We start from the raw sequence: 14,062 nt of genomic DNA, 5'->3' as shown, positions 1-14,062 counted from the left end.
ACAGCGCCAACTTCGCCCGAACACGCATCACTTCATGTGCGTCCACATGCCCAACATGCCTCCGGAACAGGCCCCACGGGAAGACCTAACGGAGTCCTATTAGGGCCAAGCTGCACCAGACTCGCGGCCCGGCCCGCCCGGACAAGGGGCCTGCCCAGGCAGAGCCCCGACCCGTTCGGAACCCCACCCGGCCTGAGCCCGCCCGGCCCCGCTAAATCTCTGGGAACTTAGAACTCGGTCTGATCGAACGTCAATGGATCGGACCGAATGATCGAAACTCCCATCGTTCGATCACGTTGCATTAGGGTCATGGCCCACCGGGCCGCCACATCGCGAAGGGGATGCCGCTGTGCGAGAAAGTGCTGCTGAACGTCATGACCGACTCCTTAAGCTGGTGCGCGGGCGCGGCTCGGCGCGGGTGTCCGAGCTCGCCGTGCAGTTGGGGGTCTCCCCGGTGACCGTGCGGCGGGACGTGGAGTTCCTGGCCAACGACGGAAGGCTCGACCGGGTGCACGGGTCGGTGTCCTGGCCGGGCGCCGGGGAGGGCACCCCTCAGGCCACCCACGCCCAGGCCTCGGCCCAGGGCCCCGGCTCGCGCGAGCTCGTCATCGGCATGCTGGCGCCCAACGCCACGTACTACTTCGCTGAGGTCATCCGGGGTGCGCACGAGGCGGCTGCCGCAGCGGGGGCCCGGCTGATCCTGCGGATCTCGGACTACCGGCCGCAGGAGGACGCGGGCCGGGCCGCCGGGCTGCTCGCGGCCGGGGCCGAGGGGCTGCTGATCGCGCCGGGCTGGAAGGAGCCGGACGACCCGGTGGAGCACGGCGCCTGGATCGCCGGCCTCCCGGTGCCGACGGTGCTCCTGGAGCGGCGCGGGGTGCCCGGCCGGGAACTGGACGACCTGGACCGGGTCTGCTCGGACCACAGCCATGGCGTGCTCATCGCGGTGCGCCATCTGCTCGGGCTCGGGCACACCACCCCCCTGCTCGTGGCCCGGGCGGACAGCCCGACGGCGATCGCGGTGCGCGCCGGTTACCGGTACGCGCTCGACGCGCTCGGCCTCAAGCCGCCGCTCCCGGTGATCGGTTCGGTGTCGGCCGAGGCGGACCCGGCCGGGTTCGAGCGGGCCGTGCAGGCGCTGCGCGCCGCGGTCCTGGCCGGGCAGGCCACGGCGGCGCTCGTGCACAACGACGTGGACGCGATCCGCATCGTGCAGCGCCTGGCCGAACTGGGCGTACGGGTGCCGGAGAACCTGGCGCTCGTGGCGTACGACGACGAGGTGGCCGCCCTCGCCGACATTCCGCTCACCGCGGTCGCCCCGCCCAAGCACGAGGTCGGGCGGTACGCCGCCGAGCTGCTGATCGAGCGCCTGCGCGGCGCCCCAGCGGGAGGCTCGGGCGAGGCCGAGGAAGCCCCGCGGCGCCATGTCGACCTGCTGCCGAGGCTGCGCGTGCGGGCCTCCTGCGGGGCGCCCTCCGACACGCTGCGGAGCCCGGCGAGCGTTCAGTCCTGAAGCCGCGACCGTCACCCGCGGCGTCACCTAGGACCGTTCGCGCCCGTTCAGGATCGTTCAACCTTTCTCTGATCTTTTTTCGATCAATCGAACTTTCGCTCTTGACTTCGGTCAGAACTGGGCCAAGGATCGCGGCCATCGCCTCGTCCCCTCACGTTCAGGAGCCGTTCCGTGAGCCGCAGTTGGACCAGATCGACCTCCGCCCTCGTCGGTACCGCCACCGCTCTCGCTGTGCTCACGGCCTGCGGCGGCGGGGACGGCAAGTCGGGCGACGCGGGCAAGGGCACCGCCGACAAGCCCGTCACCATCACCTTCTGGGCCTGGCAGAAGGGCTCCAAGGACGTGGTGGACGCCTTCAACGCCTCCCACAAGAACATCCAGGTGAAGTTCGAGGAGATCCCCTCCGGCAACGCCGGCGGCTACGCCAAGATCTCCAACGCGGTGAAGGCCGGCAACGCGCCCGACCTCGTCGCCGTCGAGTACCCGATGCTCCCGGAGTTCGTCAGCCAGGGCTCGTTCCAGGACATCAGCAAGTACGTGACCGACGACGTGAAGAAGCAGTTCCTGCCGCAGTCGATCCAGCAGACCACGCTCGGCGGCAAGAACTGGGCGATCCCGTTCGACGCGGCACCGCAGGCGTACTTCTACTGCAAGGACTTCTTCGAGAAGAACAAGATCGAAGTCCCCAGGACCTGGGACGAGTTCAAAGCCGCCGCCCAGAAGGCCGAGGCCGCCGACCCGAAGGCGCGCATCGGCACGTTCTTCCCGGACGACCCGACCACCTTCGAGGCGATGGCCTGGCAGGCCGGCGCCCAGTGGTTCAAGGCCGACGGCGACACCTGGAAGCTCAACACCGCGGACGCCGCCACCAACAAGGTCGCCGACTACTGGCAGGGCCTGATCGACGACAAGCTCGTTCAGAACGCGGTCTCCTTCAGCCCCGAGTGGACCGCCTCGCTCAAGGACGGCTCCACGGTCGGCTACCTGGGCGCCTCCTGGGCCGCGGGCGTCCTCAAGGGCACCGTGCCCGACCAGAGCGGCAAGTGGGCGGTGGCCCCCGTGCCCACCTGGGACGGCAAGCCCGCCAGCGGCATGCTCGGCGGCTCCACCTGGGCGGTGACCAAGGGCAGCACCAAGACCGAGGCGGCGCTCGAATTCGCCAAGTGGATGTCGACCACCCCCGAAGGCATCGACGCCCGCATCAAGTCCGGTACGTCGAGCGCCTTCCCGGCCGACATCGCGCTGCGCCCGACCGCCAAGAAGGCCTTCGACACGAGCTTCTACACCGGCCAGGACATCTACCAGCTCTTCGACGCCGCGGGCAGCTCGATCAACGCCAACTGGGGCTGGGGCCCGAGCATGGGCACCACCAACACCACGCTCAAGGACCAGCTCGGCAAGGTCGCCGGCGGCTCCGTGAAGATCACGGACGCGATCAAGGCCGCCCATGACGCCACCGTCACCGAGCTGAAGAAGCGCGGACTGAAGGTCGAGGGCTGACCCGATGAGGACGAAGGGGCGTCCCGCGGGACAGGCGGGAGGGGGGCGGGGGACCCCGCGCGTGCGACTGCCGGACGGAGCAGGCGGTCATGGCGCGGCCATGACGGAGGACGACGGCCCGGCAGCCGTAAGCACCGCGGCACCCGAGCCCGGACCGGCCCGCAGAACTCCCGGCAGAACGCCCCGCAGGACCCGCAGCCGTACCGGCACCGCCGCGGGCGTGCTGCTCACCCCCTTCTTCGTCCTGTTCACCGCCGTGACGGTGGTGCCGATCGGGTACGCGGTCTGGCTGAGCCTGTTCACCGAGAAGCAGTCGGGGCTCGGCTTCGGCGGCGCCACCTCCGTGTTCAGCGGGCTCGACAACTACACGGCGGCGCTGGGCGACCGGGCCTTCCGCGAGGGCTTCTGGGTCCTTGCCGGCTACTGCGTCGTCTACATCCCGCTGATGGTCGGCGGCGCCCTCGCGCTCGCGCTGCTGCTCGACTCGGCGCTGGCCCGCGCCCGCCGCTTCTTCCAGCTGGCGCTGTTCCTGCCGCACGCCGTGCCCGGCATCATCGCCGCGCTCATCTGGGTGTACCTCTACACCCCCGGCCTCAGCCCGGTCGTGCGGGCCATGAACTCCGGCGGCGTCGGCTTCGACTTCTTCTCCTCCAGCGGCACGCTCCCCTCCGTCGTCAACATCGCGCTGTGGGAATGGCTCGGCTACAACATGGTGATCTTCTACGCGGCGCTCCAGGCCATCGACCGCTCCGTTCTGGAGGCGGCCACCATGGACGGCGCGGGCGAGTGGCGCACCGCGTTCGGCATCAAACTCCCTTTGATCCGCGCCTCGTTGGCGATGGTGTCGCTCTTCACCGTCATCGGCTCGCTCCAGCTCTTCACCGAGCCGCTGATCCTCAACCAGGGCGGCAGTTCCACGGTCACCTCCACCTGGACGCCCAACATGTACGCCTACACCGCCGCGTTCAGCCGCAACGACTACGGCCTCGCCGCCGCCTCGGCCGTGCTCCTCGCGCTCGCCGCGGCCCTGCTCTCCTTCGTCGTCACCCGCCTCACCAACCGGAAGGGGGCCAAGGCATGACCTCCCCCACGACAGCCGAAGCGGACGCCTCCCCGAGAACCGCCGGGCGCACCGGGGCCACCACCCCGCCACGTACCGCACCGCCGAACCGGTCACCGGGCCGCTGGCTGTCCGGGACAGCGGTCAACGGCGCGCTGCTGCTCTCCGTGCTCTACACGCTGTTCCCCCTGGTGTGGCTGGTCACGGCCGCCACCAAGGACACCGGCGGCCTGCTGTCCGGCGAGGCCTTCTCCTTCAAGGGCTTCGACCTCGGCCACAACCTGTCGCAGCTCGCCTCGTACAACGACGGTGTCTACTTCCGCTGGTACCTCAACTCCCTTCTGTACGCGGGCGGCGGCGCCGCCGTGTGCGCGCTGGTCAGCGTCGCCGCCGGGTACGCCTTCGACAAGTACGCCTTCCGCGGCAAGGAGAAGCTGTTCGGCGTCGTGCTGCTCGGCGTGCTCGTGCCCACCACGGCGCTCGCCCTTCCCATGTACCTCCTTGCGAGCAAGGTCGGCCTGGTCAACACGTACTGGTCGGTGCTCATCCCCGTTCTGGTCAACCCGTTCGGGGTGTATCTGTCCCGGGTGTTCAGCGCGAGCTACATCCCCGACGAGGCCCTGGAGGCCGCCCGTATCGACGGGGCGGGCGAGCTGCGCACCTTCTGGTCGATCGGTCTGCGCATGGTGATGCCGGGCTTCGTGACCGTGTTCCTCTTCCAGTTCACCGCGATCTGGAACAACTTCTTCCTCCCCCTGGTCATGCTCAGCGACCAGAAGCTCTTCCCGCTGAGCCTCGGTCTGTACGCCTGGAACAGCAACACCCACGCCGAGCCGAGCTACTACCCTCTCGTCGTCACCGGCTCCCTCCTCGCCGTCATCCCCCTGATCGTCGCCTTCGTCTCCCTGCAGCGGCACTGGAAGGCCGGGCTCGCCGCCGGCAGCGTCAAATGACCGGCCCGGACACCCAGTTGCCCCTGGCCAGCGCCTCGTGAGGAGCCCGAGTCCCACCATGCACCACACCACTGACAATCGGCCCGCTCTGCTGCTCGCGATGGGTCCCGGCATCGCGGACCGCCTCCTCGCGGAGCGCCACCGCACCCGGCTCGCCGCCCTCGCCCGCACCGACCCGTACCTGGTCGCCCACGACCTCGCGACGCCCACCGGACCGGTCGCCGCCGCCCTTGCCGAGGCCCAGGTCCTGCTCACCTGCTGGGGCGCGCCGCCGCTCACCGCGGACGTCCTGGCCGCGGCCCCCGACTTGCGCGCGGTGGTCCACGCGGCGGGCTCCGTCAAGCACCACATCACCGACGCCTGCTGGGAGCGCGGCATCGCGGTGACGTCGGCCGCCGCGGCCAACGCCCTGCCGGTCGCCGAGTACACGCTGGCCGCGATCCTCTTCGCCGGCAAGGAGGTACTGCGCTCGGCCCGGCGCTACGCCGAGCTGCGCACCGCCCCCGCGTGGCTGAGCGAGACCGGACGCACCGGCAACTACCGCCGTACGGTCGGCCTGATCGGCGCCTCCCGGATCGGCCGCCGCGTCATCGGACTGCTCCGCCCCTTCGACTTCGAGGTCCTTCTGTACGACCCGTACGTGAGCGGAACCGAAGCGGCATCGCTGGGCGTTGAACAGGTACCTCTGGACGAGCTGTGCTCCCGCAGCAGCGTCGTCTCCGTCCACGCGCCCCAGCTCCCCGAGACCCACCACATGATCGACGCCCGTCGGCTGGCCCTGATGCCGACGGGTGCCACCCTGGTCAACACCGCGCGCGGCTCCCTGGTCGACGAGCCCGCCCTGCTCGCCGAGCTCCTCTCGGGCCGCCTGCACGCGGTCCTGGACGTGACGGACCCCGAACTCCCGCCCCGTGACTCCCCGTTGTACGACCTCCCCAACGTCCTGCTGACCCCGCACATCGCGGGCTCGCTCGGCAATGAGCTGCACCGCATGGCGGATCGGTCGCTGGACGAGGTGGAGCGGTTCGCGGCCGGGGTGCCGTTCGCGGATCCCGTACTCCCGGCGGCGCTGCACCATTCCGCGTGAGCCGCCATTCCACCCGCACAAATGGCTCAAATATCACTAAAATGGACGTATTACGCCCAGAGCCAGTCGGGAGGAACCATGACATTCGCGCAGGTAATCGACTTCAAGACCGGGCGGTACAGCGACCTGGACCAGCTCATGGACCGATGGGTCGAACAGACCAAAGGCAAGCGGACCGCCTCCCACAGCCTCATCGGCAAGGACCGCGCCGACGGCTCCCACTTCGTCGAGATCATCGAATTTCCCTCGTACGAAGAGGCAATGGCGAACTCGAACCTTCCGGAGACCAACCGGATCTTCGAGGAAATGGTCGCGCTCTGCGACGGCATGCCCACCTTCACGGACCTGGATGTGGTGCGCAACGACCAGTTGAACGCGTCAACCGCCCGCCGCTTCTTCCACGAGATCGCCACGGGCGGCAACCTCGACGCGATCGACGAGGTGTTCGCGGCCGACTACGCCGACCACGACATCATGAAGGAGCAGGACACGGTCGTCGGCTCCGACGGGATCCGCAGCGACGTCACCCGCTGGCGGTCCGCCTTCGACTTCGCCTTCGAGCTCGACCGGCAGATCTGCGAGGGCGACGACGTGGTGACGCTGTGGACCTTGAACGGCACCCACACGGGCGACTTCATGGGCATACCGGCCACCGGCAAGCAGGTCGGCATGACCGGCACCACGATCTTCCGGTTCAAGAACGACAAGATCCAGGAAGGCTGGTGGCACTACGACGCCATGAAGCTCATGAAGCAGCTGGGCGCCGCGGGCTGAGCCACCCACACCGAGGGAGAACGGGGAAGGCCCCCGCCCCGCCGAGAGGGCGGGAGCGGGGGCCTTCACACGTTCTGCGGCCCGACGTCGTACGACGTCAGTGGGAGTGGCCGTGACCGTGGCCGTGACCGGCCTCGGGCTCCTCCTCGGCCGGCTTCTCGACGACCAGGGTCTCGGTCGTGAGCAGCAGGGAGGCGATGGAGGCGGCGTTCTCCAGGGCGGAGCGGGTGACCTTGACCGGGTCGATGACGCCGGCCTTGACCAGGTCGCCGTACTCGCCGGTGGCGGCGTTGAAGCCGAAGCCCTTGTCGAGCTCGCTCACCTTGGAGGTGATGACGTAGCCCTCAAGGCCGGCGTTCTCGGCGATCCAGCGCAGCGGCTCGACGACGGCGCGGCGGACGACCGCGACACCGGTGGCCTCGTCGCCGGTCTTGTCGAGGTTGCCGTCCAGGACCTTGGCGGCGTGCACCAGGGCGGAGCCACCACCGGAGACGATGCCCTCCTCGACCGCGGCGCGGGTCGCGGAGATGGCGTCCTCCAGACGGTGCTTGCGCTCCTTGAGCTCCACCTCGGTGGCGGCGCCGACCTTGATCACGCACACGCCGCCGGCCAGCTTCGCGAGGCGCTCCTGGAGCTTCTCGCGGTCCCAGTCGGAGTCCGTGGCCTCGATCTCGGCCTTGATCTGGTTGACGCGGCCCTCGACATCGGCGCTGTTGCCGCCGCCGTCGACGATCGTGGTGTCGTCCTTGGTGATGGTCACGCGGCGCGCGGTGCCGAGCACCTCAAGGCCGGCCTGGTCGAGCTTGAGGCCGACCTCTTCGGCGATGACGGTCGCACCGGTGAGGGTGGCGATGTCCTGCAGCATGGCCTTGCGGCGGTCGCCGAAGCCCGGGGCCTTGACGGCCACGGCGTTGAACGTGCCGCGGATCTTGTTGACGACCAGGGTGGAGAGCGCCTCGCCCTCGACGTCCTCGGCGATGATCAGGAGCGGCTTGGAGGCGCCGGCCTGGATGACCTTCTCCAGGAGCGGCAGCAGGTCCTGGATCGAGGAGATCTTGCCCTGGTTGATCAGGATGTACGGGTCGTCGAGGACGGCCTCCATACGCTCCTGGTCGGTGACCATGTAGTGCGAGAGGTAGCCCTTGTCGAAGGCCATGCCCTCGGTGAACTCAAGCTCCACACCGAAGGTGTTGGACTCCTCGACGGTGATGACACCGTCCTTGCCGACCTTGTCCATGGCCTCGGCGATGAGCTCGCCGATCTGCTTGTCCTGGGCGGACAGCGCGGCGACGGCGGCGATGTCGGTCTTGTCCTCGATCGGACGGGCGGTCGCGAGGAGCTCGTCGGAGACGGCCTTGACCGCGGCGTCGATGCCCTTCTTCAGGGCGGCCGGGGAGGCGCCGGCGGCGACGTTGCGCAGACCCTCGCGGACCAGCGCCTGGGCCAGCACGGTCGCGGTGGTGGTGCCGTCACCCGCGATGTCGTTGGTCTTGGTCGCCACCTCCTTGACGAGCTGGGCGCCCAGGTTCTCGTACGGGTCGTCGAGCTCGACCTCGCGCGCGATGGTGACACCGTCGTTGGTGATGGTGGGGGCGCCGAACTTCTTGTCGATGACGACGTTGCGGCCCTTGGGGCCGATCGTCACCTTCACGGTGTCGGCAAGCTTGTTGACGCCGCGCTCAAGGGCGCGACGGGCGTCCTCGTCGAACTTCAGGATCTTCGCCATGGGAGCGGTTCAGCCCTCTCGAAAACTCGGGTTAATGACACTGCGCCCCTCGCCGCCCGGCAATCAGCGGGGTGACCAGGGGCGCAGCTCTCAAAGCATTCGCTTCGAACTCGAAGTACTCGCGTACTTCGGTGAATTACTTCTCGATGATCGCGAGCACGTCGCGGGCCGAGAGGACGAGGTACTCCTCGCCGTTGTACTTCACCTCGGTGCCGCCGTACTTGCTGTACAGCACGATGTCGCCGGTGCTGACGTCGAGCGGAAGGCGCTCGCCGTTCTCGAAGCGGCCCGGACCCACGGCCAGGACGACGCCCTCCTGGGGCTTCTCCTTGGCGGTGTCCGGAATGACCAGGCCGGAGGCCGTGGTCTGCTCGGCGTCGAGCGGCTGGACCACAATGCGGTCCTCGAGCGGCTTGATGGCAACCTTGGAGCTGGCGGTCGTCACGATCCGGTCTCCCCCTTCGGAGATCTCACGGGGTTAACTGTCTGGGGTGGCGACCAGGTGGATCCGTCGTCGCGGGTGCCGGACCTGCCCGTCGCTACTTGGCACTCTCCGGTGGGGAGTGCCAGAAGCGAGACTAGGACGGTGATTAGCACTCGGTCAAGCGGAGTGCCAATCTGCCACCGTCGCGGCGGACGCTTCCCGGGCCTTTGGCCACCTGTGTGACCCTGGACGGCATGCGCATTCTGGTCGTCGAGGACGAAACCGGGCTCGCCGACTCGCTGCGTCGGGGCATCTCCGCCGAGGGGCACTGGGTCGACGTCGCGCACGACGGCCACCGCGGGCTCGACCTCGCGCTCACCGGCGGGTACGACGCGGTCGTGCTCGACCTGATGCTGCCCGGGCTCAGCGGATACGAGATCTGCCGGCGGATGCGGCGGCTCGGCGACCTCACCCCCGTCCTGATGCTGACCGCCAAGGACGGCGAGTACGACGAGGCCGACGGGCTCGACTCGGGGGCCGACGACTATCTGACCAAGCCCTTCTCGTTCGTGGTGCTGCTCGCCCGCCTCCGGGCGCTCGGCCGGCGGGCGGGAGCCGCGCGCCAGGACACCCTCCAGGCCGGCGACCTCACCCTCGACACGGCCGCCCGGCGCTGCCGGCGCGGCGAGCGGGAGATCGAGCTGACCGCCCGCGAGCTGGCGGTCCTCGCCTGCCTGATGGCCGAGCCGGGCCAGGCCGTCGCCAAGCAGCACATCCTGGACGAGGTCTGGGACAGCACCGCGGGACCGGACGGCGGGATCGATCCGAACATCGTCGAGGTCTATGTCTCTTCGCTCAGGAAGAAGATCGATTCTCCGTTCGGCCGTCGATCGATCCTGACCGTGCACGGGGTCGGTTACCGGATGGCGCCCGATGGGGGCTGAGCCGCCGAAGCTCATGAAATTGCTCCTGCCCCGGACCGTGCGCGGGAAGGTCGCCGCGGCCTCCGCCCTCGCGATGGCGCTGCTGCTCGCCGCGGGCGGGATCTGGCTCTACGTCGTGCTGCGCTCCAACCTCCTCGACAACACCACCGGCCGCACCGAGCTGGCCGCCCGCAAGGTCGCCGCCCAGGTCAACACCGGGACCGTACGCGCGCAGCTGCCGCCGCCGGACGACGGCGTCGACCTCGTCCTCGTGCTCGACGAGCGGGGCCGGATGACCGCCGCCAGCCAGGAGACCGGCGCCGCCGGGGAATTGGCCGATCTGCGCCCGCCGGACGGCCAGGACTCGACCTCGCGGCTCCTGAACGACGCGGGCCGTCACGAGGTCGCCGTCGTCGTACGCGCCCAGATTCCCGGCGGCCCCGCGAGCTACGTGTACGGGATGACCGTGCTCAGCGACGTCGACGACGCGACCGGCGCCATCGGGTGGGCCCTGCTCGCCAGCGCCCCGCCGCTGATCGCGCTCGCCGCCGCCATCGCCTGGGCCGGCACCGGGCTCGCGCTGCGCCCGGTGACCTCGATCCGCACCGAGCTCGCCGAGGTCAGCTCCAGCGAACTGGACCGGCGGGTCCCCGACCCCGGCGGCGCCGACGAGATCGCGCTGCTCGCCCGGACCGTGAACGCCACCCTCGACCGGCTCGAACAGGCCCACGTCCGCCAGCGCGAGTTCGTCGCCGACGCCTCGCACGAGCTGCGCAACCCGATCGCCGCGGTCCGCTCCCGGCTCGAAGTCGCCCTCGCTGCACCGGACTTGGCCTCGGTGCGGGCCGCGCTCGACGACACCGAGCGGCTCCAGCGGATCGCCGCCGACCTGCTGCTCCTGGCCCGCCTCGACGCCCACCCGCAGCCCCTGGCCGAGCCGGTCGACCTGACGCTGCTCGCGGCGGAGGACACCGCGCGCAGGCGGGCCGCCCGGGTCCCGGTCGAGTTGCTCGCGGACGCTCCCGTGCCGGTGCGCGGCGACCCGGCGCAACTGGAGCGGATGCTGGCCAACCTGGTCGACAACGCGGTGCGGCACGCCCGTACCGAAGTGCGGGTGCGGGCCGCCCGGGAGGGCGTGGACGCGATCCTCGAAGTCGCGGACGACGGGCCCGGCATCCCGGCCGCCGACCGGTCGCGGATCTTCGAGCGCTTCGTACGCCTGGACGCCGCCCGCGCCCGGGAGAGCGGCGGCACCGGGCTCGGGCTCGCGATCGCCCGCGAGATCGCGCGGGCACACGGCGGGGAGCTGTCGGCGGGGGCGGGCCCGGGCGCGACGTTCACGGTGCGGCTGCCGGGGCGCCCCTGAAGCAACGGGTTCCCGACAAGAGCGACGGGTCCCTGAAAGAACGGATTCCTGAAAGCGTCTTCAGGACTCTCAGGTTTCCTTCAGCGCCGACGGCCGAGGATCGGTCGGCGTGAGCCACCGTCGAATGAGCCGCAGCCCGATCAACCGCCGTCGCAGGAAGCGTTCCGGCCCGATGCGCCTGGTGCGCGCGCTCGCCCTTGCCGCCGTCGTCCTGGTGCTGTGCGCGCTGGCCGGCGGCTGGTACCTGTACCGCGATCTGGCCGGGAGCATCGGCACCTCGCACGCGCTCGGCGACAACGCGCCGAAGTCCGTGGGCGGGGACACCAACATCCTGCTGATGGGCCTGGACAGCCGCAAGGACCAGAACGGCGACGACCTGCCGCCCGAGGTCCTCGACAAGCTGCACGCGGGCAGTTCCGACATCGGCGGCTACAACACCAACACCCTGATCCTCCTGCACGTGCCGGCCGACGGCAGCAAGGCGAAGGCGTTCTCGGTGCCCCGCGACGACCTGGTCGACATTCCGGGCCACGGCCAGGACAAGATCAAGAAGGCGTACGGCCTGGAGAAGGCCCGCACCGAGGAGAAGCTGGCCGCGCAGGGCGTCACCGACCGGGGCAAGCTGGAGACGGCGGGCCGCGAGGCGGGCCGCCGGGCCGAGATCGAGACCGTGCGCAACTTCCTCGGCGTGCCCATCGACCACTTCGCCGAGGTCAATCTCGCCGGGTTCTACCACCTGGCCGACGCCCTGGACGGAGTGACGGTCTGCCTGAAACATCCCGTGAAGGACAAGTACTCGGGCGCCGACTTCCCGGCCGGGAAGCAGACCCTGAACGGGCAGCAGTCCCTCGCGTTCGTGCGGCAGCGGCACGGGCTCGACGGCGGCGACCTGGACCGTACGCGCCGCCAGCAGGCGTTCCTCGCCTCGGCGACGCAGAAGCTCGCCTCGGCCGGCACCTTCACCGACCCGGTCCGCCTGCTCAACCTGCTGAACGTGGCCAAGCAGGACCTCGTCACCGACAAGGGCTGGGACCTGATGTCGTTCCTCAAGCAGGCCAAGAACGTATCGGGCGGGAATGTGGCATTCGCGACACTTCCGATCGAGCGATTCGCCAAACACCGGGGCGAAGACGTCAATATCGTCGATCCGGTGAAGATCAAGCAGATAGTCGCAGAACAGACCAATCCGGTTCATTCGACGCCGCCCACCACGCCCGGGGGCTCCCCGGCGCCGGCTCCGAGCAAGGCGCCCCCGGCGCCCTCGCCCCCGGTCATCGACGGCGGCGGCATCCCGTGCGTCGACTGATCCGGGCCGGCGCCCCCGGTCCTGTCGCGGCCCGGCGCCGCCGCTCCGAGGCGCTGCTCCTGCTGCTCGTCGTCGCCGTGACCACGTTCGGCCACGCGGCGGCCGCGATGGCCATGACGGGCCAACTCCCGCGCGCCACCTACGAGTTCGCGATCAGCATGGCACTGATCGCGCTCGCCGGGCACCTCACGGTGCGCCGGTACGCCGCGTACGCCGACCCGTTGATCCTGCCGCTCGCCCTGCTCCTTTCGGGCCTCGGCCTGGTGCTGCTCTACCGGCTCGACCCCACGTACGCGCACAAGTTCAAGGCGGAGGCCACCGCCTCGGGCCAGCTCATCTGGACGGTCATCGGCTTCGCGGTCGCGCTCGCCACCCTGGCCGTGCTGCGCGACCACCGCCGCCTCCAGCGCTACATCTACCTCTGCATGGCCGCGGCGCTCGTGCTGCTCATGGCCCCGGCGTTCTTTCCCGGCGACACCTACGGCGCCAAGCGCTGGATCTTCATCGGCCCGTTCTCGCTGCAGCCCGGCGAATTCGTCAAGATCATGATCGCGGTGTTCTTCGCGGGCTACCTCGTCGTCCACAAGGACTCGCTCGCGCTCACCGGCCGCAAGGTGCTCGGGGTCCGGCTGCCGCCCGGCCGCCAGCTCGCACCCATCCTGACCATCTGGGTGGTGAGCCTGCTCGTCCTGGTCTTCGAGCGCGACCTCGGCACCTCGCTGATCTTCTTCGGCCTGTTCGTGGTGATGCTGTACGTCGCCACCCAGCGCACCAGCTGGATCCTGACCGGCATCGTGATGGCGGCGGCCGGGGCGTTCGTCGTCGGCTCGACCGAGCCGCACGTCAAGGGCCGCATCGTCGCCTGGCTGCACCCCTTCGACATCTATCTGCCGCCCGAGCGGCGCCCGCCGGGCCTCATCTCCGACCAGGCGGCCCAGGCCCTGTTCAGCTTCGGCAGCGGCGGCATGACCGGCACCGGCCTCGGCCGCGGCCACCCCGAACTCGTGGGCTTCGCGGGCCGCAGCGACTTCATCCTGACCACGGTCGGCGAGGAGCTCGGCCTGGCCGGGATGATGGCGGTCCTCGCCCTGTACGCGCTCCTTGTGCAGCGGGGCCTGCGCGCCGCGCTCGCCGCGCACGACGGCTTCGGCAAGCTGCTCGCGACCGGCCTCGCGGCGGCCCTCGCGCTCCAGGTGTTCGTGGTCGCGGGCGGAGTGACCGGCCTGATCCCGCTGACCGGCAAGGCGCTGCCGTTCCTCGCCAAGGGCGGCTCGTCGCTGGTCGCGAACTGGCTGATGATCGCGCTGCTCATCCGGATCAGCGACAGCGGCGAACGTCAGCGGGAAGCTGAACTGGGCTCATTTGAGGGAGAGTTGGAGCTCGACCCGCTGAGGATGAGCGCTCAGCGGTAGGTACTCGGAGGTAGGCAC

General features: G+C 69.9%; 12 protein-coding genes. 10 read left to right on the top strand and 2 right to left on the bottom strand.

Annotation, left to right across the window (positions count from 1 at the left end; all coding sequences use genetic code 11):
• Window positions 1–349 precede the first annotated feature (349 nt).
• The 6 genes from ADK54_RS23495 (at window position 350) to ADK54_RS23470 (ending at window position 6,887) form a co-directional block, all read left to right on the top strand.
• A complete protein-coding gene (locus tag ADK54_RS23495) occupies window positions 350–1,513 on the top strand; it encodes a substrate-binding domain-containing protein (RefSeq protein ID WP_053727663.1) in 1,164 nt (387 codons plus the stop codon).
• Between the two features lie 171 nt (window positions 1,514–1,684).
• The gene (locus tag ADK54_RS23490) at window positions 1,685–3,013 is read left to right on the top strand and encodes an ABC transporter substrate-binding protein (RefSeq protein WP_053727662.1); all 1,329 of its coding nucleotides are present in this window, start codon (window positions 1,685–1,687) and stop codon (window positions 3,011–3,013) included.
• A 100-nt stretch (window positions 3,014–3,113) separates the two neighbouring features.
• Window positions 3,114–4,094: a carbohydrate ABC transporter permease gene (locus ADK54_RS23485; protein ID WP_078966564.1), complete on the top strand. Its 981-nt coding sequence runs from the start codon at window positions 3,114–3,116 to the stop codon at window positions 4,092–4,094.
• Window positions 4,091–5,026 carry a carbohydrate ABC transporter permease gene (locus ADK54_RS23480; protein WP_053727660.1) on the top strand — a complete coding sequence of 312 codons (936 nt, stop codon included), beginning with the start codon at window positions 4,091–4,093 and terminating at the stop codon, window positions 5,024–5,026. The genes ADK54_RS23485 and ADK54_RS23480 overlap by 4 nt, the downstream gene beginning before the upstream one ends.
• A gap of 58 nt (window positions 5,027–5,084) precedes the next feature.
• Window positions 5,085–6,113 carry a hydroxyacid dehydrogenase gene (locus tag ADK54_RS23475; RefSeq protein WP_053727659.1) on the top strand — a complete coding sequence of 343 codons (1,029 nt, stop codon included), beginning with the start codon at window positions 5,085–5,087 and terminating at the stop codon, window positions 6,111–6,113.
• Between the two features lie 78 nt (window positions 6,114–6,191).
• Window positions 6,192–6,887, top strand: a complete 696-nt coding sequence (locus ADK54_RS23470) for an ester cyclase (protein WP_053727658.1) — start codon at window positions 6,192–6,194, stop codon at window positions 6,885–6,887.
• A 97-nt stretch (window positions 6,888–6,984) separates the two neighbouring features.
• On the opposite strand, the gene groL is transcribed toward ADK54_RS23470, so the two are convergent.
• The gene (gene groL / locus ADK54_RS23465; RefSeq protein ID WP_053727657.1) at window positions 6,985–8,613 is read right to left on the bottom strand and encodes a chaperonin GroEL; all 1,629 of its coding nucleotides are present in this window, start codon (window positions 8,611–8,613) and stop codon (window positions 6,985–6,987) included.
• A 136-nt stretch (window positions 8,614–8,749) separates the two neighbouring features.
• Window positions 8,750–9,058: a co-chaperone GroES gene (groES, locus tag ADK54_RS23460; RefSeq protein WP_053727656.1), complete on the bottom strand. Its 309-nt coding sequence runs from the start codon at window positions 9,056–9,058 to the stop codon at window positions 8,750–8,752.
• A gap of 233 nt (window positions 9,059–9,291) precedes the next feature.
• Between groES and ADK54_RS23455 the strand changes: the two genes are divergently transcribed.
• The 4 genes from ADK54_RS23455 to ADK54_RS23440 all read left to right on the top strand — a co-directional run bounded on the left by ADK54_RS23455 (window position 9,292) and on the right by ADK54_RS23440 (window position 14,044).
• Complete coding sequence (locus tag ADK54_RS23455; RefSeq protein ID WP_053727669.1) at window positions 9,292–9,981, top strand: response regulator transcription factor; 690 nt, start codon at window positions 9,292–9,294, stop codon at window positions 9,979–9,981.
• 19 nt (window positions 9,982–10,000) lie between these two features.
• The gene (locus tag ADK54_RS23450; RefSeq protein ID WP_159047880.1) at window positions 10,001–11,326 is read left to right on the top strand and encodes a sensor histidine kinase; all 1,326 of its coding nucleotides are present in this window, start codon (window positions 10,001–10,003) and stop codon (window positions 11,324–11,326) included.
• Window positions 11,327–11,435: 109 nt separating this feature from the next.
• Window positions 11,436–12,632, top strand: coding sequence for an LCP family protein (locus ADK54_RS23445; protein WP_234392172.1), 1,197 nt, complete (start codon window positions 11,436–11,438; stop codon window positions 12,630–12,632).
• Window positions 12,620–14,044 carry an FtsW/RodA/SpoVE family cell cycle protein gene (locus ADK54_RS23440; protein ID WP_420717359.1) on the top strand — a complete coding sequence of 475 codons (1,425 nt, stop codon included), beginning with the start codon at window positions 12,620–12,622 and terminating at the stop codon, window positions 14,042–14,044. Before ADK54_RS23445 ends, ADK54_RS23440 begins: the two co-directional genes overlap by 13 nt.
• Window positions 14,045–14,062 lie beyond the last annotated feature (18 nt).

It is taken from the genome of Streptomyces sp. WM6378, assembly GCF_001279695.1.
In the GTDB taxonomy this organism is placed as follows: domain Bacteria; phylum Actinomycetota; class Actinomycetes; order Streptomycetales; family Streptomycetaceae; genus Streptomyces.
Note: the sequence above shows the minus strand (reverse complement) of the source record. Positions and strands in the feature narration are given on the sequence as shown.

Coding starts and splice junctions, on each gene's coding strand:
- ADK54_RS23480 (WP_053727660.1), top strand. CDS start 4,091: ATGACCTCCCCCACGACAGCCGAAGCGGACGCCTCCCCGAGAACCGCC.
- ADK54_RS23470 (WP_053727658.1), top strand. CDS start 6,192: ATGACATTCGCGCAGGTAATCGACTTCAAGACCGGGCGGTACAGCGAC.
- ADK54_RS23475 (WP_053727659.1), top strand. CDS start 5,085: ATGCACCACACCACTGACAATCGGCCCGCTCTGCTGCTCGCGATGGGT.
- groL (WP_053727657.1), bottom strand. CDS start 8,613: ATGGCGAAGATCCTGAAGTTCGACGAGGACGCCCGTCGCGCCCTTGAG.
- ADK54_RS23455 (WP_053727669.1), top strand. CDS start 9,292: ATGCGCATTCTGGTCGTCGAGGACGAAACCGGGCTCGCCGACTCGCTG.
- ADK54_RS23485 (WP_078966564.1), top strand. CDS start 3,114: ATGACGGAGGACGACGGCCCGGCAGCCGTAAGCACCGCGGCACCCGAG.